This window comes from Halobacillus litoralis, assembly GCF_009856445.1.
Classification (GTDB): Bacteria; Bacillota; Bacilli; order Bacillales; family Halobacillaceae; genus Halobacillus; species Halobacillus litoralis.
Genome location: NZ_WMFA01000002.1, coordinates 758,097 through 779,604, shown reverse-complemented (window position 1 = coordinate 779,604; position 21,508 = coordinate 758,097). Strand labels below are relative to the sequence as shown.

Below are 21,508 nucleotides of genomic sequence, written 5' to 3'. Positions count from 1 at the left end.
GGATGGCCCTGGTTTAGGTAATATGCTGTAAGCAGTATGCAACGGCTGCTTCTTCATCTTTAGTTAAAGGAACCAGCGGCAGCCTTACTCCACCGGTTTCAAGACCCCGAATTTTCAAAGCTGCTTTCACAGGGGCGGGAGAAGGAGCGCTGAACATCCCATTAAACACTGGCAAAAGCATTCGATGGAGTTCTCCCGCTTCTTTCCACTTTCCTTCTTCAAAAAGGGAGAGCATCGTTTGCATCTGATTTCCAATGACATGAGAGGAAACCGATATGATGCCGTTTGCACCGACAGCAAAAGCAGGAAGGGTAAGGTGATCATCTCCGCTGTAAATGGAAAAGTGCTCATCCGTGCATGCACGAATGTTGGCCATCCCTTCCAGGTCTCCAGTAGCTTCTTTTAAGGAGACAATGTTTTCAATCTTAGAAAGTTCAATAATGGTCTCTGGTTGAATTCGTACGACCGACCTTCCCGGAACATTATAAATCATCACAGGAAGCTTCACCGATCCTGCAATGGTTTTGAAATGTTGATAGAGACCTTCCTGATTCGGTTTATTGTAGTAAGGGGCAACAAGCATAATGGCATCCACGCCAGTGGCTTCCGCTCTTTTGGATAATTTTATGGATGATTCTGTACTGTTGCTTCCTGTTCCGGCGATGACTGGCGCTCGACCGTCAACGGTTTTGACGACATGCCGCCACAAGCTTACTTTTTCATCAGCTGTCAGCGTCGGGGATTCACCCGTGGTTCCGGCAATAACAAGGCCGTCGGATCCATTCTTTAATAAATATTCCACCAGGTCGGTCGTTTTATTAAAATCAATCTCACCATGTCGATCAAACGGCGTCACCATGGCAGTTAGAACCTTTCCGAAGTTCATGTCAGTTGTTCCCCTTTCTTAGGTGCTTTGCTCAATCGGAAAGTTTTATGGAGAGCGTTGACGGCTTCTATTAGGTCATCTTCCTTGACTAGGACCCAGATCGTCGTGTGGGAATCGGCGGATTGTAGAATTTGAATCCCCCGGTCAGTCAACGTCTGAACAATCTCTGCCGTTACCCCTGGAATCCCTGTTATGCCGGCTCCGACTGTGGAAACTTTGGCACAGCCTTCTCTCACTTCTGGTTCGTAGCCTAGTTCTTCAAGTATTTGGATGGCTTTGTCTGTAAAGATGTGGTTGATGGTGTAAAGGACACCGCTCGGAGATATATTGATGAAGTCTACAGAAATGTTGGCGGAAGCCATGGATTTGAATACATCCGATTGTAGTTTGGAAGGATCTTCTTTAGATTGAACTTTTATTTGTGTGAGGCCATCCATATGAGCAATTCCTGTTACGGTGCGTTCGGATATGTCTCTTCCTGTTCGATCTTCTTTCGTCCCTGTCACAAGTGTGCCAGGAAGATCAGAGTATGTGGAGCGTACACGGATGGGGACTTTTGCATACATAGCAATTTCCACAGCCCGTGGGTGGATCACTTTAGCTCCTTGATATGCCAAGTTGCATATCTCATTGTACGTAATGGTGTTTAGGGGTCTTGCTTCTTGAACAAGTCTGGGATCTGCCGTCATGATCCCTTCTACATCAGTGAAGATATCGATAAAATCAGAATGCAAAGCCGCTCCCAAGGCAGCAGCCGTTGTATCACTGCCTCCACGGCCAATCGTTGTGACTTCTCCGTGAATCGTTTGCCCCTGAAATCCTGCCACGACTACGACTTCATATGTCTTCAGTTCTTCTAATATCCTGCCAGGGTTTAATTGAGTAATTTTAGCTTTCGTAAAATCCCCATTAGTCATTATCCCTGCCTGAGCTCCTGTTAACGAAACAGCGTTTACTCCCGCCTGATTCAACTCATGTGCAAAAACGATGGAAGAAATCGTCTCCCCGCATGACATCATCAGATCCTGCTCTCTTGGCGAAACGTTTGTTTTCGGGAAGTCAATTAACCCAAGCAGTGTATCTGTGGCATATGGACTTCCTTTTCTCCCCATAGCTGAAACAGTAACGACGATTTTATATCCTTCTTTCAAGCCGTTTTTCACATGGTGGATGGCCCGGGACCGACTCTTCTGGTCCCGGACGGACGTTCCACCGAACTTTTGTACAAGTAGCTTCATTTGGCCACCTCAACTCAATAAAAGTTTACAGCCACTCATTCGCAATCAAGCGTTCTGCAATCTGCACGGAATTCCATGCTGCACCTTTTAACAAGTTATCTGATACAACCCATAAATGGAATCCTTTTTCATCATCGAGATCTTTTCTAATTCTGCCGACAAAAACATCTCGCTTTTCTGCCGCACTCAAAGGTGTCGGGTACGTTTGTGTAGCAGGATCATCCTCGAGAACGATTCCAGGCGCTTCATTCATCAACTGTTTCACTTCTTCTACCGTAACCCCTTCTTTTTCTACTTCAATATATACACTCTCCGCGTGAGATGTGAAGAAAGGAAGGCGTACACAAGTAGCAGCCACAGAAAGATCAGGAGCATGCATGATCTTCTTCGTTTCGTTGATCATTTTCATTTCCTCGAATGTGTACCCATTCTCCTGAAAAACGTCAATCTGGGGTAATGCGTTGAATGCAATGGGATAGTGCTTTTTATCCCCTTTGACAGGAAGAAGATTGGCTTCAAGCTCTTCCCCGTTCAAAAAGGATTGAGATTGTTCACGCAATTCTTCAGCTGCTTCATTTCCAGCTCCGGAAACCGCCTGGTAAGTAGAAACAATGACACGATTCATGCCAAAGGCTTTACGAACCGGCTCAAGGGCAGCAACCATTTGAATGGTCGAACAGTTCGGATTGGCAATAATTCCTTTGTGTTCCTTGATATCTGCTTCGTTCACTTCAGGTACGACGAGAGGTACATCTTCCGTCATACGGAAAGCACTCGTATTATCGATGACAACCGCTCCATGTTTCACAGCTTCAGGAGCCAGTTTCTTAGATATAGACCCTCCCGCAGAAAACAAAGCAATGTCCACTCCTTGGAAGCTTTCAGGCTTCGCTTCTTCGAGTGTATATTCCTGGCCATTAAATACCATTTTCGTTCCTGCTGATCGACTTGATGAGAGAAGCTTTAAGTTTTCAATAGGGAACTTTCGATCTTCTAACGTCTCCAGCATCTTTTGACCGACAGCACCAGTTGCTCCGACGACAGCTACATTATATTTTTTCGTTTCACTCATATTCGGCATCCTCTCTTGTATATCATTTGTAAGAATAGTAAGACATGTCACTATTTTTGTTATTTTATCATATTTACAAGAACACCTGGTATGAAAAAAAGATATTAATTCGGATACCTTTCAATTAAGACGGGCTGAAGCTGCTTTCCTTCAAGCGCTGTTTCAATCGTTTTAGGAATTAATGTCATATCTGCTACCAACGAATTCGGCTTTTTGAAAGGATGATCCTGGCCTAAAGGTACAAAGTAAATGTTCTTCGTAGCCATGAGTCGCATAATGTTCACACCATTCAATCCGAGAGCGTCATTGGTTGAAACGGCTACAACAACAGGGCTTTCATTTCTCAAAGTCGCTTTAGCAGCCATCAATACAGGGGAATCTGTTAACGCATTGGCAAATTTACTCGTCGAATTCCCCGTAAGAGGCGCAATAAGCATGCAGTCCAAAGGTCTTTTAGGTCCGAGAGGTTCCGCATCAGGAATCGTCAAAATTGGTTCTTCCCCAGTAATCTCTTTTATTTTATCTAAATGATCGGAAGCATCACCAAAGCGGGTATCGGTTTTTTGTACCGTGTAAGATAGAACAGGTACCACAGTTGCTCCAAGATCAACGAGCTCCTGCATAACAGGAAATACCTCATGGTACGTACAATGGGATCCGGTCAACCCGAACCCAATCACTTTTCCTTTTAATATAGACATCATTCATTCTCCTTTCGTGAACCTTTCTGAACGATTCGTGATACCACATCTGCTATGATTCTACCTGCCGTTTTTGGAGCTACAATCCCAGGGAGACCTGGTGCGAGTAATGCTTTGATCCCGCGTTTATCTGCATAACGGAAATCGGTCCCTCCCGGTTTTGATGCAAGATCCAAAATCATCGCATGAGAAGGCAGCTGCTTAATAACCGAAGCATCTACGACCAGATGTGGAACGGTATTCAGTAAGATATCACAGGACATATCTGCCTTCGCCATGTCCTTCATATCAATCGGTTCCAGACCCATTTCATAAACTCTTGCTGCTGCCTTTGATGAACGTACTCCAACAGATACTTTGGCACCAAGGTGGTCAAACGTGCGCGCAAGACTCATCCCTACCCTACCAAGCCCAAGCACGATAATTTTAGAGCCGTGTATCGTAAAATCGGTATGTTGAATGATCAACATGAGCGTTCCTTCTACAGTAGGAATAGAATTATAAATGGCAACATCATCCCGATCCATCAAGGGGATGAGTGTACGATTGGTTTTAGAAGCTAAATCTTTTAAATGATCATTAGCGATTCCAGAAAATACTTGGCAATGGGCAGGCGTTCGTTTCAGCCATTCTTCTGATAAGTGAATCAACTGGTTGGAAAATATCCCTTCAATCTTTCCTTCCGAGTCCGTACCCGGTACAGGAAGGATGATGGCATCTAATTTTTCCACCTGATCGCTGTCAAAATCAAGGTCGATGGCTTCTCTAAAGCTTTCATTCAATTGGTCGAACCCAGCCAAATAGACGGTGGCATCCCACTCATTCAACCTTCGAATAAGTTCGATCTGCCGGGCATCGCCCCCTATGACTGCTACATGATATCCTGTTAGCATCCCGGATGTCTCCTTTATCTAGTATCTTATCTCCTTGTATCCTATGCCGGAATGCGGAGTTAGTGATTTCGATTAGTAAACAAAAAAACACTGCAGCACAGGCTGCAGTGTTCACCGTTTTTTTAAGAGGATCGTCTCTTCACCAATGGTCTCAATTTGACTCCAATCGATTGTCATCGCCTTTTTGGAAGACCCAAATCCAATAAATCCGTGATTCATAATGACCAATGACTTGATTACTCCTGAATCTGGGTCAATGATCAAGTCTGCTTTTCCTAAAATGCCTAATTTTTCTCCATTCTCTACATCAATCACTTGTTTTTGGGCTAGAGATGTCATTCTCACAAGAGCTTCTCTCCTTCTTCTCTATCTCTCTTCACTCAATAATTTTTGCAGTGAAGTCAGTTTATACCCTTGATCTTTAATCTGCTCAATGAGTTTCGGCAGGCTTTTTACTGTCACATCGGTCGGATGCATGAGAATGGTTGCCCCATTATGGACTTTGTCCATCACCCTTGTGATTAACACATCAGATGTTGGTTTTTTCCAATCGATTGTATCCACTGTCCATAAGATGGTTTCCATATCCATTTCATCTGCGGCTTCAACAGTAGCCGTATTATAACTTCCGGATGGAGGAGCGAAATATTTCACTTTTTCCTTTGTTAAAGCGAATAAGAGCTCATCCGCCTGCTCTAGATTCGCTTTCGCTTGCTCCTTTGTCATCCTCCCCATGTCCTTATGTCTGTACCCATGACTTCCGATTGTATGTCCTTCTTCTTCAATCATCTGCACGAGGTGTGTAAAATCATTCGCAAAAGCTCCATCAATGAAAAATGTTGCTTTCACTTGATATTCATTTAAAATCTCAACCATATCCGGAATGTATTCTTCACCCCAGGAGACATTGATTAGAAAAGAAACGGCTTCTTTATCTGGATGTCCTCTATAGATTGGAGAAGCTGGTAAATCCTCTAAAGAAACTTCTGGTTTGATTAATTTATAGACATACAATTCAGGATTGTACTTCCCGTATTTTTGCATTTTTTTATAGGAAGCGTCGACATCTACTTTGCGACCAACAATCCCAGGTGTCTTTTTCCAAACAGAATCAATTTTCGCATCCTGCGCTTCCCATTCGAACTCTTCTTTTTCATCCTGGATTTTTTGGTAGATGGTATCTTCTTTATTGACGGTTACGACATGGTCTGCAGTCAAAAAAGCCATGCCAAACCCTATGAAAAAACAGAGATTGACGCTGAATAATACGATTAATCTGAAGCTCATGGACCATCACCCCTATACCATCCTATGGGACAGGTCCTACTTCTAGACCAAAATCATTCTCCATTCTACTTACCGGAAACCTCCTCACAAAACTCAGATGCTGAAATGCAGGCAAAAAAAAAAGAGACTGGCAAGCCAGTATCTCTTCTTTACGTAACCCTATTAAGATTGTTCAACATTTTCCTGTTTTTTCTTCTCATCAAGAAGGATCGCTTTTCTGGAAAGGTTGATTCTTCCCTGATTATCGATTTCTTTAACCTTAACTTTGATTGTATCGCCAAGGGAGACGATGTCTTCCACTTTACCAATGCGCTCTTCAGCCATTTCAGAAATGTGGACTAGTCCCTCTTTTCCTTTGAAAAGCTCTACAAAAGCACCGAACTTCTCGATACGTTTCACTTTACCATCGTAAACTTCGCCGACTTCTACTTCACGTACGATATCCTCAATGATTTTCTGAGCTGTTGTATTCATGCTGGCATCTGTAGAAGAAATGAACACTGTGCCATCCTGTTCGATGTCAATTTTCACACCAGTATCATCAATGATTTTATTGATTTGTTTGCCGCTTGGTCCAATGACATCACGGATTTTGTCTGGATTGATCTTCATCGTCATGATCTTCGGAGCATGGGCGGAAAGTTCTTTGCGAGTTTCAGGAATCGTTTCAAGCATGTGACCAAGGATTTCCATACGTCCTTTTTTCGCCTGAGCTAATGCTTCTTCAAGAATTTCTCTGGAAAGACCTTCAATCTTGATATCCATTTGAAGGGCTGTTACTCCCTTTTCAGTACCGGCAACTTTAAAGTCCATGTCTCCTAGAGCATCTTCCATGCCTTGGATATCTGTCAGGATTGTGTAATCATCACCTGATTTCACAAGTCCCATCGCAATTCCTGCAACTGGTGCTTTAATTGGAACACCCGCATCCATCATAGCAAGGGTACTTGCACAAATACTCGCTTGAGAAGTAGAACCATTTGATTCAAGAACCTCAGAAACTAGTCGGATGGTGTAAGGGAATTCATTCTCAGAAGGAATAACCACTTCAAGCGCACGTTCACCTAAAGCACCATGACCGATTTCACGTCGACCAGGTCCACGGATCGGGCCAGTTTCTCCAACAGAGAATTTAGGGAAGTTGTAATGGTGCATAAAACGCTTGGACTCTTCAAGATCAAGACCGTCGAGGATCTGTACATCACCAAGAGCTCCAAGGGTACATACACTAAGGGCCTGGGTTTGACCACGTGTGAACAATCCGGAACCGTGTGTACGTGGAAGCAATCCTACACGGGAAGTCAGTGGTCGAATAACGTCAACACCACGGCCATCTGGACGAATTTTATCTTTCGTAATTAGACGGCGCACTTCTGTTTTCACCATATCTTCTAATATGGAGCCTACTTGTTTAATTGTTTCTTCGTCTGCTTCCTGCTCTTCGTAAGAAGCAACCACATCAGCTTTCACTTGGGCAATGGCATCTTCACGAGCTTTCTTTTCTTCCGTTTTGATCGCCTGAACAATGGCGTCTGTTGCTTCTGCTTCGACTTTCTCTTTCAGTTCAGCATCGAGGTCGAACAACTGCACTTCCATTTTCTCACGACCTACGGCTTCAACGATTTCTTCCTGGAAGGCAACCAAGCGCTTGATTTCTTCATGTCCGAACATGATCGCTTCAAGCATGTCCTCTTCAGAAACTTCATTGGCACCGGCTTCAACCATATTAATGGCATCTTTTGTACCCGCTACTGTAAGGTCGATATCACTTTTCTCCTGTTGTTCAACGGTAGGATTGATGACAAATTCACCATCTACTCGTCCAACGATGACACCTGCAATCGGTCCTTCAAAAGGAATGTCGGAAACACCTAAAGAAATGGAAGACCCTAGCATTGCAGCCATTTCTGAAGAACAATCCTGATCCACACTCATAACAGAACTAATCACCTGTACATCGTTTCGATATCCCTCAGGGAATAATGGACGGATCGGACGGTCAATAAGACGGGAAGCAAGGACCGCCTTGTCACTTGGACGACCTTCACGTTTGATGAATCCACCTGGAATTTTACCAACAGCGTAAAGACGCTCTTCATAATTTACTGTCAAAGGGAAAAACGGCAGGTCCTTCGGCTCTTTACTTCCGGTAGCCGTGGAAAGGACAGTCGTATCTCCGTAATGAATGAGTGCTGCACCATTCGCTTGTTTCGCCAACTCGCCAATTTCCACGGAAAAAGTACGACCGGCTACGTCAATGGAAAACACTTGTTTTTCTTCTGCCATATAGAACTTAACTCCTCTCGATAACTCTTCTTATTTCATTATAAGGGTTTATTGTCAGTTTACACCCTTCTGTATGTAAACATACAGAAAAAGCGGGAATAACTCCCGCTTTTTCCCATACATTAGCGACGCAAGCCAAGGCTCTTGATTAGCTCACGGTAACGTGTAATGTCCTTATTACGAAGGTAGTTCAATAGGTTACGACGCTTACCTACCATTTTAAGCAATCCACGACGAGAGTGGTGGTCTTGCTTGTGAGCACGAAGGTGCTCGTTCAAAGTAGTGATCTGCTCTGTTAGTACAGCAATTTGTACTTCTGGAGATCCTGTGTCGTTGTCATGAGTTTTGTACTCATTGATTAGTTCTTGCTTACGTTCTTGTGTGATAGCCATTATAGCTACACCTCCTGATAAAATTTAGAATTCCCTTTCCCCGAGCGGCCGTCGGAGTTACGTTCCGCCAAGCGAAGGTTCCATATTAAAGGGTACATTTTTTTCGAATGAAATGCAAGGAAAACCAACAAACTCTGATAAAAAACTATGCTTATGCTCTTCAGTAAGTCTCATTTCAACTATTTAAAAATGAGTGCATTAAAATACACGTAGCGGCTTAATAAGACCTTCTTTTCTTGGGTGCTGCTGGTAAATGGCCAAGACCTCCCCAGCACAGGTCACTGCAAATTGCTCTTCATGAACATGAGCAGGTTTATTAAATACTTGTCCGTGTTTAATTTTATCCACCTGTTCCACATCGACTTCCCAGGAGTCCAAATGGGCAAGCCCTCTGGATAAAGGAAGCAGTAATTGTTCCCCTTTGCTTTCATCTACCACCTTTTGAATCTCATCGAAGGAATAGCAGTCTTCCTTTGTAATATCTGCTGTTTGTGTCCGTACCAAAGAGGACATGTGAGCGGCGTATCCAAAAGACTTGCCAATGTCTACACATAGGGTCCTCACATAGGTGCCTTTGGAACAGATCACACGGAAAGAAAAAGTGAAGGTGTCGCCGTCCTGCTTAGGTTCAGGTGGCATCATTTCAATGTGTTTGATGTGTACTTCCCTTGAAGGTCGCTCCACTTCCAATCCTTCACGGGCATATTCATAAAGCTTCTTTCCGTTAACTTTTACCGCAGAGTACATGGGTGGTGTCTGCGTAATCCATCCTTTAAAAGTACTAAGTACGTCGTTGATCGTTTCCAGGGAAATGCGTTCATTTACCGGAGTTGTTTCCACCGTCGTACCTGTAGCATCTTCGGTGTCTGTGGCATACCCGAGCGTAACAGAAGCTTCATACACTTTATCTGTCTCTGTTAAAAAAGGAACGATTTTCGTCGCCTTCCCTACACAAAGGGGCAGCACCCCTTCTACTTCTGGGTCAAGGGTGCCTGTATGACCGACCTTTTTCGTTTTCAACATACCACGGGCCTTACTGACACAATCATGGGAAGTAAAACCCTTTGGCTTCCATAATGGAAGAATCCCGTCCATTTACCTCTCACCTCGAAACTTCTTTAATCCTATATAAAATCCGTGCTGGATCCAGCACGGATTTTACTGTCATTCTTCCGTATCGTTTAAATCGCGAAGAATCGTTTCAATACGATTTCCTCTTTCGATCGCTTCGTCAAACTCAAACATAATTTCCGGAGTCTTACGCAGACGGATTCGCTGGCCGATCTCAGATCGGATAAACCCTTTCGCTTTCGCAAGACCTACGAGGGTATCATGTTTTTGTTTATCGTCACCCAATACAGAAATATAAACTTTTGCTTGTTGTAAATCACCTGTCACTTTCACTTCAGTAACGGTGACGAACCCTACACGTGGATCTTTGATTTTCTTACTGATGATGTCACTCATCTCTTTTTTCATCTGTTCTCCAACGCGGTTCGCTCTTAAATCGTTCATGTATTCTCACCTCTTCTAACCAGACATCACAGCCATTCCTGATGGGTCTCTGTCCGTTCAAATTCAGGAAATGAATCGATGAAAGCCAAAGCTTGCTGCATCGTTTGTTCCGCAATCACTTTATCACTAGCAATCGTGACGAGGCCGATCCGAGTTCTCTGCCATAAGTCTTGATATTCAAGTTCACTTACAGCAATGTTGAACTCATTCCTCAGCCTGGTCATGATGCGTTTCAAAACCGCACGCTTGTTTTTCAGTGACTGCGCATCATAAATGATACCATCCACTTCTGCGCTTACGATCATTTACGTTCGATTTCCTGCATTTCAAATGGTTCAATGATGTCGCCTACTTTAATGTCATTGAAGTTCTTAATTGTAATTCCACATTCGTATCCTTGTTGCACTTCTTTTGCATCATCTTTATATCGCTTCAGAGCATCGATTTCACCTTCGTAAATGACGACTCCATCGCGAATGACACGGATACCGGAATTACGACCGATTTTACCATCTGTAACGTAAGAACCGGCAATTGTACCGATCTTAGATACTTTGAAGATTTCACGGACTTCCACCTGACCGATGATTTTCTCTTCATATTCTGGATCGAGCATCCCTTTCATAGCCGCTTCGATCTCTTCCATCACCTTATAAATGATGTTATGAAGGCGGATTTCTACATCTTCTGACTCAGCTGCTTTTCTAGCATTCCCGTCAGGACGGACGTTAAAACCAATAACAATTGCATTGGAAGCAGAAGCGAGTGTAATGTCAGATTCTGTTATGGCACCGACACCTGTGTGAATAATTTTAACTTTCACACCTTCCACTTCAATCTTCTCAAGAGATCCAGCAAGGGCTTCTACTGATCCCTGCACATCGCCTTTAACAATCAGGTTGATTTCTTTAACTTCGCCTTGTTTAATTTGATCAAACAAGTCGTCTAAGCTTACTTTTGCGTTAGAGCCACGGTTTTCTTCTAATTGTTTTTGAGCACGTGCTTCCCCTACAGAGCGCGCTTTCTTTTCATCATCAAAGACTAGGAAGCGGTCGCCTGCCTGAGGAACATTGTTTAACCCTGTAATTTCTACTGGTGTGGAAGGCCCGGCAACTTTTACGCGACGGCCGATATCGTTCACCATAGCACGTACGCGCCCCCAGGTATTCCCCACTACAATGGCGTCACTTACATTTAAGGTACCGTTCTGAACCAGCAATGTGGCTACAGGACCGCGCCCTTTATCCAATTCTGCTTCAATAACCGTACCATAAGCAGCTCGCTCAGGGTTGGCTTTCAATTCTTCCATCTCGGATACAAGACCGATCATTTCAACTAGATCGTCGATACCTTCTCCGTTAACGGCGGACATTTTCACAAAGATCGTTTCTCCACCAAAGTCTTCAGCAATCAGCTCATATTCCATAAGCTCCTGCATCACACGGTCAGGATTCGCGCCTTCTTTATCCATCTTATTGACCGCAACGATAATTGGTACTTCTGCCGCTTTCGCGTGACTGATGGCTTCTTTTGTCTGGGGCATAACTCCATCATCCGCAGCAACAACAAGGATGGCGATATCAGTCACTTGAGCACCACGGGAACGCATGCTTGTAAATGCAGCGTGGCCTGGTGTATCAAGGAACGTAATTTTCTTGCCATTGTCTTCGATTTGGTAAGCACCAATATGCTGGGTGATTCCACCGGCTTCGCCTTCTGTCACTTTCGTGTTACGGATCTGGTCAAGAAGCGTCGTTTTTCCGTGGTCTACGTGACCCATGATGGTAACGACAGCAGGGCGGTCCTGCAGATCTTCAGGTTCGTCGTCGAACACCATGTTTTCAATGTCCGTCTCGTCCACAATGACCTCTTCTTCGACTTCTACACCGAATTCCTCACAGATTAATTCAATGGAATCTCCATCAAGTTCCTGGTTAATGGTAGCCATTGTGCCTAGGAACATAAGCTTTTTGATGATTTCTGAAGAGTCCTTGTTCAGTTTTTCTGCAAGCTCTCCAACCGTGAGGCTGCCTGAATAAGTGATTTTTTCAGGTGTCTGCTTTTTAGACTTTTTAGGTGCTTGCTGCGCTGCAGGTTTGTTGTTCTTCTGGTTGTTGTTTCTTTGCTTTTTGTTTGATGGCTTTTTATTATTGTTAGGCTTTTGAGCCTTTGATTTATTCTGGTTTTGAGCTTTTGGTGCTTGGCCTTTTCCAAATGCCTGGTCCAGCTTCTTCGCTGCATCCTCTTCCAAAGTGGACATATGGTTGTTCACTTCGATATTCAGATTTTGCAGTTTTTGAATCACTTGTTTACTGGATAGTTCGTTTTTCTTGGCATATTCGTATACGCGCATTTTACTCATAAAATCTTCACCCCCGAATAGATTCATCGAGTAGCGATTGCAACTTTTTCGCAAATCCTTGGTCAAGAACTGCGATCGCGACTCTCCCTGCCTTTCCGATAGCCTGTGATAATGTGTCTCGATCATCGACTTCATAGCAAGGTATTTCATAGAAGCTGCATTTATCTGTCAGCTTCTTTTTTGTTTGTTTCCCTGTATCATTGGCAATGAGGACGAGCTTAGCTTTCTGTCTTTGAATGTCTCGTACAATCGATTCTTCACCGAGCGTACACTTCCCGGCTCTAAGGGCCAGTCCCAATAGGTTCAAATAGCTGCCGCTCATGATGGGTCAGCCTTCACTTTTGCTCTCAATTCCTCGTAGATGTTTTCATCCACCTTGGTTTTAAGGTGACGGTTCAGCACCTGTTGCTTTTCAGCCTGATCAATGATTTCTAGGTTTTTCATGAGATAGGCTCCGCGTCCATTCTTTTTCCCTGTATCGTCCACAAAAACCTCTCCCTCTTTATTGCGCACTACACGGATCAATTGCTGTTTAGGAACCATTTCCTGTGTGACGACACATTTTCTTAATGGTTGTTTTTTGGAACGGGTCATCGTTCTACCCCTCCTTAATCTTCAGACACTTCTTCGTCGAAAAAGTCTTCCTCTTCAACATCAGTCTCTTCTGTAGAAAGAAGACCTTGTTCACGTGCTTCACTTTCACTCTTAATATCGATCTTCCAGCCTGTCAATTTAGCTGCAAGACGAGCGTTTTGACCACGTTTACCAATGGCAAGGGAAAGTTGATAATCAGGAACAATTACCGTTGTCGCCTTGTCTTCCTCATCTACAAGCACTTCGACGACCTTAGAAGGGCTTAACGCATTCGACACATATTCAACGGGATCTTCAGACCATTGAACAATATCAATTTTTTCACCCTTCAGTTCATTTACGATAGCCTGAACACGTTGACCTCTTTGACCTACACAAGAGCCAACTGGATCGATTTCCTGATCTTCAGCATATACAGAGATTTTTGAACGGTCGCCGGCTTCACGCGCTACAGACATGACTTCGACTGTACCGTCATAAATTTCAGGTACTTCCATCTCAAACAAGCGCTTCAAAAGCCCTGGGTGTGTACGGGACACATAGATGTGTGGCCCTTTATTGCTGTTTTCCACCTTCGTCACAAATACTTTGAGGCGATCATGAACTTCATAAGTCTCGGTCGGCATTTGCTCCCCTTCTGGAAGACGAGCTTCAATTTTCCCAAGATTTACATAGACGAAGCGGGGATCTTTCCTTTGGATGATCCCAGTCATGACGTCCTCTTCACGATCGACATATTCGCCGTAAATGATGCCGCGTTCCGCTTCACGGACACGCTGCGTAACGACTTGCTTAGCGGCTTGAGCTGCGATACGACCGAAATCCATAGGTGTCACTTCTACTTCAATGACATCTTCAACCTCATAGTTCGGATCAATGTCTTTCGCTTCTTCTAAAGAGATCTCCTGCTGCGGATCCATCACTTCGTCTACGATTTCTTTTCGCGCAAGAACTTTCATGGCACTTTCTTCTTCATTAATATCCACACGGACGTTCGTTGCGGAATTGAAGTTTTTCTTATAAGCAGAAATCAATGCTGCTTCAAGTGCTTCCAATAAAAGATTTTTGTCGATGCCTTTTTCCTTTTCTAAATAATTCATGGCATCAAATAGTTCACTACTCAACAGTCTTCTCCCCCTTAATTAAACGTGACAGCTAAATTGGCTTTAGCAATCTTTTGATATGGTACTTCCAGTTGTTTCTTACGTGTTTTAATACGAATTTCTACAGTTGCCACGGAATTTTCAAAGGACTTAAGTGTGCCTTCAAACTCCTTCTCCCCATCAATCGGTTCATAGAGTTTCATATACACATACTCACCAACAAACTTCTTAAAGTCTGCTTCTGTCTTTAAAGGACGTTCTGCCCCTGGTGATGCAACTTCAAGAAAATACGGAATTTCAATGGGATCTTCTTCATCTAATTTTTCACTCAATTGTTCAGATACTTGTCCGCATTCTTCTATGTCCACACCGCCTTCTTTATCGATGAAAACGCGAAGGTACCAGTTTTGACCTTCTTTCTTGTACTCAATATCGACAAGTTCGAGGTTCATATCCTCAAGGATCGGCTGGACAAGACGTTCTGTAACGGATGTAACATGATTGCTCATGCTCTTCCCTCCTTCGAACACAATGTAATGGTTAGTACTTATTATTATGGGATGTATTCGCTCATTTCATTAAGTAATGGGGGCCGTATATGCAAGTACCATGAGAAACCGCTATGACATAAGATCATAGCGGTTCGTCTCGCGGGTACTAAAACCCCTCATGCATCGAAGTTTCTCCACAAGCAAGAGGCTGGAATATGACGAAAGAGTGGGTTGCCCCACTCTTTCGTCGTTCGTATCACTCTTCTCACCATAAAAAATATATCATAGATGCGTATTCTATGCAACAAAGGAAGAAACCAACAGCTTTTCCTATACCCTCAAATGACGTTATTTCATAAAACTCCTGCTTTTGTAAGACTGGATTTCGAGAAGTATGTGACCAGAGGCGAGGAGTGCGGGGGATGAGTGGCTCCCCAACCACCTCTGGCTGTTATTTAAAAATGAACCTTGAAAAATCTCGAAGCTGAGCCTCAAACTATGCTATTTCCTATAACAATGGAACGGTATTGTTATTTGTCACAGAGTTGAGAAGTTAGAAAAGGGACAGTTGGTTTTCATCAGGCATTCCCTCTAAACATCCGAAGTTATCCAGATACTCGAGAACTGTTTTGGAAATACGACTCCGCTCTCTCAAGTCCTGCTTGGATAAGAATTCGCCTTCTTTTCGTGCATTGACGATATTGATGGCAGCGTTCGTGCCTAATCCATCGACGGCATTAAATGGTGGAATCAATTCATTACCTTCGACCAGGAAGTCCGTCGCACTGGATTGATACAGATCCACGTTTTTAAATCCATATCCTCTTTCACACATTTCAAGAGAAAGTTCAAGAACAGTCATCAAACTTTTTTCTTTCGGAGTAGCATCGAAGCCTTTCTCCTGAATCTCTTTCATACGCTTACGGATGGCTTCGGAGCCTTTCATCATGGTTTCCAATTCAAAATCGCTGGCCCTGACGGTGAAATAAGCCGCATAGAAATAGATCGGGTAGTGGACTTTGAAGTAGGCAATCCTTACAGCCATCAGTACATAGGCGGCGGCGTGGGCTTTCGGGAACATGTATTTGATTTTCTTACAAGAATCAATGTACCAGTCCGGCACGCCATGTTTTTTCATTTCTTCAATCCACTCATCTTGAAGTCCTCGTCCTTTACGAACAAATTCCATGATCTTAAAGGCAAGGGAAGGGTCGAGACCTTTGTGCATGAGGTACACCATAATATCGTCACGACACCCGATAACCTCAGGTAGTGTACATATGCCATCATTGATCAACTGTTCGGCATTTCCAAGCCATACGTCCGTGCCGTGCGACAGTCCGGAAATGATGACAAGTTCTGCGAATGTTTTCGGCTTTGTATCTTCTAGCATCTGCCTTACAAACCTTGTACCAAACTCCGGCACTCCGAGGGTCCCTGTTTTACACATAATCTGATCCGCCGTCACTCCCAGTGCTTCAGGACCACTGAAAATCTTCATTACTTCAGGGTCATCGACAGGGATTTCCTTCTGGTCAATTCCGCTAAGATCCTGAAGCATACGGATGACGGTCGGGTCATCGTGACCAAGGATATCCAGTTTTAAAAGGTTGTCGTGGATGGAGTGGAAATCGAAGTGCGTCGTCTTCCACTCTGATTTCGTATCATCCGCCGGAAACTGGATCGGTGAGAAATCATAGATCTCCATATCATCAGGGACTACGATAATCCCTCCAGGGTGCTGTCCGCTTGTCCTTTTCACACCAGTACATCCGTGAACGAGACGGTCAATTTCAGCATTTTTATAAAGCAGCTGATGATCTCCTGCGTACCCTTTAACATACCCGTACGCAGTCTTTTCAGCAATCGTACCAATCGTTCCGGCACGGAATACACTATCTTCTCCGAACAATTCTTTCGTATAGTTGTGCGCATGTGGCTGATATTCCCCAGAAAAGTTCAAGTCGATATCCGGAACCTTATCCCCTTTAAAACCGAGGAAGGTTTCAAATGGAATGTCCTGACCGTCTTTCGTTAGAGAAGTACCACACTCCGGACAGTCTTTTTCCTCAAGGTCAAAGCCGCTTCCGACCGATCCGTCTGTAAAGAATTCATTATATTGACAAGACGGACACACGTAATGCGGTGGCAGAGGGTTCACTTCTGTAATGTCAGTCATTGTAGCAACGAAGGACGATCCGACAGAACCACGTGAACCAACGAGATAACCATCTTCCAGGGACTTGGTTACAAGTTTCTGTGAAATAAGATAAATAACCGCGAACCCGTTTCCGATGATACTGTCAAGTTCTTTTTCCAAACGTTTGACGATCAAGTCAGGAATAGGCTCTCCGTAAATGCTGCGTGCTTTGTTGTAGGACATTTCACGAATCTCCTGGTCCGCCCCTTCGATATTAGGCGTATATAGATCATCCTTCACCGGAGAAACTTCACCAATCTGTTCTGAAATTTTATGAGTGTTCGTTACGACTACCTCTGTGGCTTTGTCTTTTCCTAAGAAACCAAGTTCATCAATCATTTCATTCGTTGTTTTAAAGTGGACCTCTGGTAGTGTCTGCCTGTTCAGCGGGTTTCCATTTTGGGATGAAATAAGAATTTGACGATACTGCTTTTCATGAGGCTCTACGTAGTGAGTGTTTCCTGTAGCCACTACTGTTTTCCCCATTCGTTCAGCCATAGCGACAAGCCTTTTCAAAATATCGAGAATTTGTGCTTCCGTCTGGACTAGATCTTTTTCCACTAAGTGATAATAGTTCCCTGGGGGCTGAATTTCGATGTAATCATAAAATTCGGCGACTTTCTCTGCCTCTTCTTCTGATTTCTGCATCATCGTTTCAAACACTTCCCCTTTGTCACAGCCGGAACCGACAAGGATTCCCTCACGGTTCTTCGCGAGAAGGGAGCGTGGAACGCGTGGAACACGGTAGAAGTAATTGACATGTGCTTCTGATACGAGACGATAGATGTTTTTTAATCCCGTGCTGTTTGTCGCAAGCAGGGTACAATGGGAAGGTCGTGAACGTTGATACGCTTTCCCCTCACCCATATAATCGTTCAGGTTTTTATGGTTCGTAATCTCTTTATCCATGGCTCGTTTTACGAGTTTCCATAGTAAATAACCGGTGGCTTCAGCATCATAAATTGCCCGGTGGTGCTGGGTCAACTCAATATCGAATTTCTTACACAGCGTATTTAAACGGTGATTTTTTAATTCCGGAACGAGAAAACGGGCGAGCTCTAACGTATCGATGACCGGATTCGTGGACTTCTCTAGTCCGATTTTCTGATAACCGGCATTCAAAAAGCCCATATCGAAACTGGCGTTGTGAGCGACAAGGATGTCTTCTCCCGTCCATTCATGGAAGTCCTTGAGTACCTGTTCAATTTCCGGCGCATCCTTGACCATGTCATCCGTGATTCCCGTAAGGTCAATGGTTGTCTGAGACAAAGCTTGGTGCGGGTTGGCGAAAGATTCAAATCGATCGATGATTTCTCCACCCTGCACTTTGACCGCAGCTAGTTCGATGATCTTATCGTAAACCGCGGAGAGTCCCGTAGTCTCGACGTCAAAAACGACGTACACGGCATCCTCAAGGTCCCGGTCCTGTTCCTCATACGCAATCGGGACTCCGTCATCTACTAAGTTCGCTTCGACCCCGTAAATGATCTTCACACCATTTTTCTGGCCTGCGGCGTGAGCATCCGGATAAGCCTGGACGACTGCATGGTCTGTAATCGCAATCGCTTCGTGGCCCCAGTCTGCCGCTTGCTTGATGAGACGGGACGGGGAAACAGGTGCATCCATCGCACTCATCGTGGTATGGGCGTGCAATTCAATCCTCTTCTCCCCTTCAGGTGCTTTATCTTCTCGTAATTTTGGTTTCACTTCATTGATATCGTTGGCCATCATCGTCAATTCGTTCGTGAAGTTATCTGTCTGGATCCCCCCGCGGGCTTTAACCCACATGCCTTCTTTCACATGCTTAAAGAGTTCCGCATGATCGTCTCCGCGTGAGAACATTTTGATTGAAAAGGAATCCGTATAGTCGGTGACTTTCAATAGTAATAAATGACGTCCGGAGCGAAGTTCTTTGATTTCAACATCAAAGATATAACCCTGGACAGCAATCTTCTTCTCTTCTTCCTGAATTTCCTCCATCGGGATGATGTCATCTTGAATTTTGTAACCAATTTCAAGCGGCCCTTTTGGCTTGGAGTCGTCTTTATCTTTGACTCTTTCTTCTTGTTCTTTCACCGCTTGCTGGACAAGAATTTTATCTTCTTTTTGACGTTCTTCCTGGAAACGTTTAATCTGTTCCGTTTCTTCTTTCACACGTGTTGAAAGCATGAACGAAGGAAGGCCGCATTTGAGACAGAAACTTTTTAAAGGTTCTTCCAACTTTTTCTGTATGGCATGACTTTCAGCTAAGTTCCTGCAAGTTAACATAACCTTATTCCCGTTCACTTCAGGTTGCTGCTCCATCAATAAATCTTTGTAGCTTGGCGTTAAGTTCGTTAAAGTTTTAATGAAGCTCTGCCAGTATTCTAGGACATCATTCATGGCGAGTTCTTTTTCTGATGTCTCAATTGTCCACGTTACGTCTGCAATGGAGCGGAAAGTCGCTACAAGTTTACTTGTAAATAAGTCATAGACAGATGGCGGCAGGGGCTTTGGCATAAGAAAATGAAAATGCCATAATTTTTGTTCGCGGTAAACCACCAGTTTCTGCATGCTGCTGTCTTTAAAGTGAGGTTCTATTAGATCATGCGGGAACTGAATCTGTTCCAGCAAATAGTGCATTTTTTCCTTGTTGCTGACACTCAAACGGAATTCCTCCTCTTTCCTAACCCAACACCCGACATGGAAAAACCCTTGCTCTTTCCTTTAGCAAGGGTATAGTTTTCCAAAAAATATTAGGCTTTGTACCAGTTCTTTATATATTCTAAGACTTCACTAGTTTCTAATTCATTCTGATCGCCCGTTGCACGTTCCTTCACTTCGACAACGCCTTCACCGGCACGTTTTCCTACCGTAATCCTTACGGGTACACCGAAAAGATCGCTGTCGGCAAATTTCACACCGGCACGTTCTTTACGATCATCATATAAGACTTCGATCCCTGCATCAAGCAGTGTGTCATATAATTGATCTGCCAATTCTTTCTGTTCTTCTTTTTTAGGATTTAATGAAAGCAGATGGACTTGATATGGGGCAATATTCTTCGGCCATGTGATCCCTCTATCATCGTGGTATTGTTCCACGATTGCTGCAAGCGTACGGGATACGCCGATACCGTAGGAGCCCATGATCATGGTTTTCGCTTTTCCTTGATCATTAAGGAAAGTCGCATTCATCCGCTCGGAATAAAATTCACCCAATTTGAAGACATGTCCCACTTCAATCCCTCGGGCAAACTTGATGACTCCCTCTCCATCCGGTGATGGATCTCCTTCTTCAATAAATCGTAAGTCGGCATATGACTTGACTTCAAAGTCTCTTTCAGGTGTCGCATTCTTAAAGTGATAGCCTTCTTCATTAGCTCCACATGATACGTTAACCAAGGCTTCTACAGCATGATCGGCAACAACTTCCACTTCTTCAGGTACTCCAATTGGTCCAAGGGAACCAAACCCTGATCCGAGGAGGCGTTTAGTATCTTCTTCTGAAGCCAGTTCAACGATATCGGCATCATATAGATTCTTCAACTTGACATCATTCACTTCATGATCCCCACGAGTAAGGGCAAGCACAAATTTCTCATCCACTTGGAAAAGAATCGACTTGATGCCTTCCTGTACATCATGTACCAGGAATTCGGCTACATCCTTCATTGTCTTTTGACCCGGTGTTTCGACTTTTTCCAACGTTTCAGGAGCCGCTGAGGACTTTTCATACGTTGCAACAACCGGGGCCATTTCAATGTTTGCTGCATAACGGGAAGTATCGGAATAGGCAATGACATCCTCACCTACTTCAGATAAAACCATAAACTCATGGGTATCTTTCCCGCCCATGGCTCCGGAGTCCGCGATGACAGCACGGAAGTTCAAACCGCAGCGTCTGAATACATTCGAATAGGCTTCGAACATTTTGTCATAGGTTTCGTCAAGGCTTTCATAGGATTCATTGAAAGAATAGGCGTCCTTCATTAAAAATTCTCTTCCACGTAAAAGACCGAAGCGAGGACGTGCTTCATCACGGAATTTATTTTGAATTTGGAAAACCGTCAAAGGAAGCTGCTTATAACTTTTCACTTCATGTCTTACAAGACTTGTGATGACTTCTTCGTGTGTCGCACCAAGGGCGAACTCCCGATTGTGGCGGTCGTTCAAACGCATCAGTTCCGAACCGAAGGTCGTCCAACGTCCCGTTTCCTTCCAGAGTTCGGAAGGCTCAAGAGCGGGCATGGCCATTTCATGGGCACCGATTTTTTCCATCTCTTCCCTAACGATATTTTCAACCTTGCTTAATACACGGCGGCCGATCGGAAGGAAGCTGTAGATGCCTGATGCGATCTGGCGTATGTAACCAGCGCGAACGAGGAGCTGGTGGCTCTTGATTTCAGCATCCGCAGGGTTTTCTTTAAGGGTAGGTATTAACATATGACTTTGTCTCATAAATGCACCTCAGTTCTATTTAATCAAAATGTATAAAAGGGGGAATTCA

At 44.0% G+C, this 21,508-nt stretch carries 19 protein-coding genes; all 19 read right to left on the bottom strand.

Annotated elements, in window-relative coordinates:
* Positions 1-13 precede the first annotated feature (13 nt).
* The 19 genes from dapA to GLW00_RS09100 all read right to left on the bottom strand — a co-directional run bounded on the left by dapA (position 14) and on the right by GLW00_RS09100 (position 21,459).
* Entirely contained in the window at positions 14-886 is an 873-nt protein-coding gene (gene dapA, locus GLW00_RS09190) for a 4-hydroxy-tetrahydrodipicolinate synthase (protein WP_160913284.1), read from the bottom strand.
* Positions 883-2,124, bottom strand: coding sequence for an aspartate kinase (gene dapG, locus GLW00_RS09185; protein ID WP_160913282.1), 1,242 nt, complete (start codon positions 2,122-2,124; stop codon positions 883-885). The genes dapA and dapG overlap by 4 nt, the downstream gene beginning before the upstream one ends.
* 25 nt (positions 2,125-2,149) lie before the next feature.
* The gene (gene asd / locus GLW00_RS09180) at positions 2,150-3,196 is read right to left on the bottom strand and encodes an aspartate-semialdehyde dehydrogenase (RefSeq protein WP_160913280.1); all 1,047 of its coding nucleotides are present in this window, start codon (positions 3,194-3,196) and stop codon (positions 2,150-2,152) included.
* Positions 3,197-3,300: 104 nt separating this feature from the next.
* On the bottom strand, positions 3,301-3,900 hold the full coding sequence (locus GLW00_RS09175; RefSeq protein WP_160913278.1) for a dipicolinate synthase subunit B: 600 nt from the start codon (positions 3,898-3,900) through the stop codon (positions 3,301-3,303).
* Positions 3,897-4,790, bottom strand: coding sequence for a dipicolinic acid synthetase subunit A (dpaA, locus tag GLW00_RS09170; RefSeq protein ID WP_160913276.1), 894 nt, complete (start codon positions 4,788-4,790; stop codon positions 3,897-3,899). The genes GLW00_RS09175 and dpaA overlap by 4 nt, the downstream gene beginning before the upstream one ends.
* A 111-nt stretch (positions 4,791-4,901) precedes the next feature.
* Complete coding sequence (locus GLW00_RS09165) at positions 4,902-5,129, bottom strand: YlmC/YmxH family sporulation protein (RefSeq protein ID WP_202412449.1); 228 nt, start codon at positions 5,127-5,129, stop codon at positions 4,902-4,904.
* 27 nt (positions 5,130-5,156) lie between these two features.
* Positions 5,157-6,077: a polysaccharide deacetylase family protein gene (locus GLW00_RS09160; RefSeq protein WP_160913272.1), complete on the bottom strand. Its 921-nt coding sequence runs from the start codon at positions 6,075-6,077 to the stop codon at positions 5,157-5,159.
* Positions 6,078-6,239: 162 nt separating this feature from the next.
* On the bottom strand, positions 6,240-8,363 hold the full coding sequence (pnp, locus tag GLW00_RS09155; protein ID WP_160913271.1) for a polyribonucleotide nucleotidyltransferase: 2,124 nt from the start codon (positions 8,361-8,363) through the stop codon (positions 6,240-6,242).
* A 122-nt stretch (positions 8,364-8,485) separates the two neighbouring features.
* On the bottom strand, positions 8,486-8,755 hold the full coding sequence (gene rpsO / locus GLW00_RS09150; RefSeq protein WP_128522718.1) for a 30S ribosomal protein S15: 270 nt from the start codon (positions 8,753-8,755) through the stop codon (positions 8,486-8,488).
* A 198-nt stretch (positions 8,756-8,953) separates the two neighbouring features.
* Positions 8,954-9,850, bottom strand: a complete 897-nt coding sequence (truB, locus tag GLW00_RS09145) for a tRNA pseudouridine(55) synthase TruB (RefSeq protein WP_160913269.1) — start codon at positions 9,848-9,850, stop codon at positions 8,954-8,956.
* Positions 9,851-9,919: 69 nt separating this feature from the next.
* Positions 9,920-10,270, bottom strand: a complete 351-nt coding sequence (gene rbfA, locus GLW00_RS09140; RefSeq protein WP_075037583.1) for a 30S ribosome-binding factor RbfA — start codon at positions 10,268-10,270, stop codon at positions 9,920-9,922.
* A 26-nt stretch (positions 10,271-10,296) separates the two neighbouring features.
* Entirely contained in the window at positions 10,297-10,575 is a 279-nt protein-coding gene (locus GLW00_RS09135; protein ID WP_089652373.1) for a DUF503 domain-containing protein, read from the bottom strand.
* Positions 10,572-12,632 carry a translation initiation factor IF-2 gene (gene infB / locus GLW00_RS09130; protein WP_160913267.1) on the bottom strand — a complete coding sequence of 687 codons (2,061 nt, stop codon included), beginning with the start codon at positions 12,630-12,632 and terminating at the stop codon, positions 10,572-10,574. Before infB ends, GLW00_RS09135 begins: the two co-directional genes overlap by 4 nt.
* A 7-nt stretch (positions 12,633-12,639) precedes the next feature.
* A complete protein-coding gene (locus tag GLW00_RS09125; protein WP_160913265.1) occupies positions 12,640-12,954 on the bottom strand; it encodes a YlxQ family RNA-binding protein in 315 nt (104 codons plus the stop codon).
* Positions 12,951-13,226, bottom strand: coding sequence for an RNase P modulator RnpM (gene rnpM, locus GLW00_RS09120; RefSeq protein WP_160913263.1), 276 nt, complete (start codon positions 13,224-13,226; stop codon positions 12,951-12,953). The genes GLW00_RS09125 and rnpM overlap by 4 nt, the downstream gene beginning before the upstream one ends.
* Before the next feature lie 14 nt (positions 13,227-13,240).
* The gene (gene nusA, locus GLW00_RS09115) at positions 13,241-14,350 is read right to left on the bottom strand and encodes a transcription termination factor NusA (RefSeq protein WP_160913261.1); all 1,110 of its coding nucleotides are present in this window, start codon (positions 14,348-14,350) and stop codon (positions 13,241-13,243) included.
* Positions 14,351-14,364: 14 nt separating this feature from the next.
* Complete coding sequence (rimP, locus tag GLW00_RS09110) at positions 14,365-14,838, bottom strand: ribosome maturation factor RimP (RefSeq protein ID WP_160913259.1); 474 nt, start codon at positions 14,836-14,838, stop codon at positions 14,365-14,367.
* 535 nt (positions 14,839-15,373) lie between these two features.
* On the bottom strand, positions 15,374-19,666 hold the full coding sequence (locus GLW00_RS09105; RefSeq protein ID WP_160913257.1) for a PolC-type DNA polymerase III: 4,293 nt from the start codon (positions 19,664-19,666) through the stop codon (positions 15,374-15,376).
* Positions 19,667-19,755: 89 nt separating this feature from the next.
* Positions 19,756-21,459, bottom strand: a complete 1,704-nt coding sequence (locus GLW00_RS09100; RefSeq protein ID WP_160913255.1) for a proline--tRNA ligase — start codon at positions 21,457-21,459, stop codon at positions 19,756-19,758.
* Positions 21,460-21,508: the final 49 nt, after the last annotated feature.